This is a genomic window from Streptomyces sp. rh34, assembly GCF_002551245.1.
Classification (GTDB): Bacteria; Actinomycetota; Actinomycetes; order Streptomycetales; family Streptomycetaceae; genus Streptomyces.
The window spans coordinates 1-3,852 of sequence record NZ_NTGZ01000417.1 but is presented as its reverse complement, the minus strand read 5'-3'; the positions used below and the strand labels follow the sequence as shown (position 1 = coordinate 3,852).

The window sequence follows — 3,852 nt, the reverse complement described above, 5'->3', positions numbered from 1 at the left end:
ATCGAGGTGGTGCCACCAGGCGTCGTTGGACCAGTCCGGCCACTGCCCGGGGTCGCCCGGCCCGCCGCGCACGCAGGACCAGAGCATGCGTCGCACGGGGTCGAGCCGCAGGTAGTAGCCGCGTCCGCCGGAGCGCCCGTCGGCGGACCACGACAGGGGGGCCTCGGGCGTGAGGCCGTCCCCCTCCCGTCGTACGCGATGCACCCCCGAGCCCGCGGCGGCGAACGCCCGGCCGGTGAGCGGGTCGTGGGCGTCGCCGTGCCCGTCGTCGTCCGGCAGGGCGATCCGCCGGACCGGGATCGCCGGAGGGCACGCGGGGGCCGAACGCATCAGGTCGTGGTGCCGGTGGACCAGCAGCTCGCCCGGCTCCCGGTGGCGCAGCACCACGAGGGGGGACCGCCCGCCGAGCACCGTGACCCCCGGCTCGCCGGTCCGCCCCCGTACGCGTACGGCGACGGCCCCGTCCGGCGCGTCGAGGTCGACGGCCGTCAGGAGCCCGGTCCAGGCCTCCTCGTTGCGGCCGAGACCGGTGGTCACCGCGAGGTGCCGCCCTCCCGGGTCCGCCGCCAGGTGCTCGGCGGGGACCGCGACCGGTATCCGCCGCCGGACCAGCGGCCGGCCGGCGCCGGGGCCGTAGGGGTCGAGGACCAGTAGCTCGCCCGCCCGGTCGTCCACGCAGGCGGTGAGGTCGCCCGGCAGGGGGAGGAAGCCGGCGTGCTCGGCGAGGTGCCGGTGGTTCAGCTCCGCGCGCTCCGTGCCGTCCGGAAGGTCCAACAGGCTGATCCGACCGGCGACATGGTCGGAGACCAGTAGGCGCGGTGGTGCGTGGGGCGAGGGGTTCGGGGTCTGCGGCATGGCGAACTCCTGAGCTCGGCGGGGTCGCAGGGGCGATGGGGGCCGGTGGGGTCCAGCCGTGCCTCCCGCGCACTTTATTGGAAATGATAATCATGTGTATGGTTTCGGTTTGTGGCGGGGATCGCTCCCGGGGCTCCGCCGCCGTCTCTGCCGCACCCCGGGACCGCACAGGAACGTTGAGGGACCGTCGATGCCACGAACCGCGCTGAGAGTCCGCCGCTGGGCCGCGATCGCCGTACTGGGAGGCCTGCTGGCCGGCTGCGGGACCGGGGAGGCCGACACCGCAGAGGACGCCGGCGCTCCGGGGAACGGGACCGCGGCCCGTACGAGCACGGACGTGCGGCCCATCGAGGCCGCCGCCCGGATCACCGACGCCAAGGGCGTCGCGGTCTCCCTGCCGAAGCCGCCGGAGAAGATCGTCTGCCTGGTCGCCCTCTGCGACGACATCCTCGTCGAGCTGGGTATGACCCCGACCGCCACCAACTCCCAGGTGCTGGCGCACCCGAAGTTCCTGGGCGAGGAGAAGGCGGCGAAGATACCGGTCGTGCCCGGCGGCTTCCTCAGCCCCGAGGTCGAGGCGATTCTGTCCCACCGGCCCGACCTGGTGATCGGTCTCAAGGACACGCACGGCAAGCTGGCCCCCGCGCTGAAGGGCGCCACGACGTTCTGGCCGGTCCAGCCCGGATCCTGGCAGGACAGCGTCGGCTACCTGCGGGACCTGGCCGCGCTCACCGGCCGCACCGAGCAGGGCGAGAAAGCGGAGAAGGCTTTCCGTACCCGCCTGGCACAGGCGGAGAAGAGGAAGAGCGACAAGACCGCGCTGATCATCTACGGCAGCGACGAGAACTTCGGTGTGGCCACCCCGGAGACCGATGTGGCGGCCGGGCTGTTCCCGAAGATCTCCCACTACCCGTGGAAGAGCCGGGGCGTCGACGGCAGCTACAGCCTGGAGGAGATCCTCGCTCGTGACGTCGACGTCCTCTTCGTGGAGACCCTCTCGTTCGGTGCGCCGGACGGCAAGCTGTCCGACAAGCTGGCCGAGAACCCGCTCTGGTCGCGGATCCCGGCCGTGAAGAACGGCAAGGTCATTGAGGTCGACTCCGAGGTGTGGGCCAAGGGGCGCGGCACCCGGTCCCTGGGCGTCGTCCTCGACGAGGCGACGGCCGCACTGCGGTGAGGCGTCCACCCGTGGCGCTGCTCTGTCTGGGCGCGGTGGCCCTGGCGAGCGCGGTCTGCGCGCTCAGCCTCGGCACGCCGTACGTCCCGCCCGCCAGGCTCCCGGCCACGCTGGGGGCCGACGGGCTCGCGGGGCTCGTGGTCACCGAGCTGCGCCTGCCCCGCATGGTGCTGGCGCTGATCGCCGGGGCCTGTCTGGGCGCGGCGGGTCTCGTCCTCCAGGAAGCCCTGCGCAACCCGCTGGCCGTGCCCGAGATGCTGGGGGTCTCCTCCGGGGCGGCCCTGGGTGTTGCCGCACCGCTGGTCCTGGCCCTGTCCGTGCCTCTCGGGCTCCAGCCGTTCCTCGCCCTGGCCGGGGCGGCGTTCGGCGGTCTGCTCACCCTGGTCGCCGCGGGATTCGGGCGGAGCCCCTCGGCCGTCCTGCTGACCGGAGCCGCCGTCGCCGCCGCGCTCCAGGCGGGCCTGCTGGTGCTCATGGTCATGGCCGACCAGCTCGACCTCCAGCTCATCTACCGCTATCTGCTGGGCAGTCTGTCCGCCCGCACCTGGGACGACGTCACCGGCCTGCTGCCCTGGCTCGTCGTGGCCGTCCCGGCTCTGGTGCTGTGCGTGCCGGTGCTCGGGGTGCTGCGCCTCGGCGACGACGACGCCCGTGCGCTGGGCGTACGGGTCGAACGCGCGCGCGTGGCAGCGCTGGGCATCGCCGTCGTCCTGATCGCCCCCGTCGTCGCGGTCTGCGGGCCGGTGGCCTGGGTCGGCTTCCTCGCCCCCCATCTCGCCCGCCGCCTCCGCCCGGACGGCGGCGCGGCCGGGTGGCTCGTCCGCTCCGCCGTGTGCGGCGCGATCGTCGTGCTGTGCGCCGATCAGCCGGCCCGGCTGGCGCTCGCCCCGGTCGAGACGCCCGTCGGCGCCTGGACCGCCCTGGTCGGGGTGCCGGTCGGGGTCGTACTGCTGAAGCGCGGCAGCCGGCCCGCCCGGGACCGGGGGCCCGTGGCCCCGCCTGCCCCGGGGACTCCGTCGGACCTCCCCGCTCCCGTCCTGCGGAAGGCGGAACGATGACGCTCATCGACACCGTGCCCGGACCGGCCCGTCGGGCCCTGCGCGCGCCGGGTGTCCGGCTGGGCGGCCTGGCACTGCTCGTCGCCGCGGTGGCCTGCGCCGACCTGTTCGCCGGCCGGGGTGTCACCCCCGACGGCGTACGGACCGTGCTGCTCGGGGGCGGCGACGACCCGACCGCCGAGCACATCGTGCTCCAACTGCGGTTGCCCCGGCTGCTGGTGGCGCTGGTCGCCGGAGCCTGCCTCGGGGTGGCCGGGCTCGTCCTCCAGTCGGCCCTGCGCAATCCGCTGGCCGGGCCCGAGGTCACCGGGGTCACTCCCGGTGCGGTGCTCGGCGCGGTCGCCGCGACCGGCCTCGGCCTCGCGGGCTGGGAATCCCCCACGGCCGTGGTCGTGGCGGCCTGCCTCGGCGGCTTCGCCGGAGCGGGTCTGCTGTGGCTGCTCGCCGGGCGGGACCGGGGCGACCCGGAACAGACCGCCGTCTACGGGGTTCTCGTGTCGGCGGTGCTCGCCGGGCTCACCGCGGTCGTCCTCCTGGTGGCGCCCGGCGAACTCGGCAGCGTCGTCCAGTGGTTGATCGGTTCCACCGAGGGCCGGGTGTGGCAGCACTGGAATCTGCTCTGGCCGTGGGCCGCCTTCTGGGGCGCGGCTGCCTGGCTGCTCGCCGGGCCGCTGACCCTGTTGCGCTGCGGCGACGAACAGGCCTCCGCCGCGGGCCTGGCCACCGGCCGGGGCCGGGGCGCGGCGGAGGCCTGTTCGTCGC

At 74.8% G+C, this 3,852-nt stretch carries 4 protein-coding genes; 3 read left to right on the top strand and 1 reads right to left on the bottom strand.

Annotated features, from left to right (window positions below; genetic code table 11):
- Positions 1-855, bottom strand: an 855-nt coding sequence (locus CR470_RS36445) for a hypothetical protein (protein ID WP_097871924.1), incomplete at its 3' end; no start/stop codon positions are given.
- A gap of 190 nt (positions 856-1,045) precedes the next feature.
- Here CR470_RS36445 and CR470_RS36440 point away from each other — a divergent pair.
- The 3 genes from CR470_RS36440 to CR470_RS36430 all read left to right on the top strand — a co-directional run.
- Positions 1,046-2,032 (top strand): ABC transporter substrate-binding protein, encoded by a 987-nt coding sequence (locus CR470_RS36440; protein ID WP_097871922.1) that lies wholly within the window; start codon positions 1,046-1,048, stop codon positions 2,030-2,032.
- Positions 2,029-3,090 (top strand): FecCD family ABC transporter permease, encoded by a 1,062-nt coding sequence (locus CR470_RS36435; RefSeq protein ID WP_097871920.1) that lies wholly within the window; start codon positions 2,029-2,031, stop codon positions 3,088-3,090. The genes CR470_RS36440 and CR470_RS36435 overlap by 4 nt, the downstream gene beginning before the upstream one ends.
- The coding region (locus CR470_RS36430) for a FecCD family ABC transporter permease (RefSeq protein ID WP_107489543.1) at positions 3,087-3,852 on the top strand (766 nt) is incomplete at its 3' end. The genes CR470_RS36435 and CR470_RS36430, both read left to right, overlap by 4 nt.

Coding starts and splice junctions, on each gene's coding strand:
- CR470_RS36440 (WP_097871922.1), top strand. CDS start 1,046: ATGCCACGAACCGCGCTGAGAGTCCGCCGCTGGGCCGCGATCGCCGTA.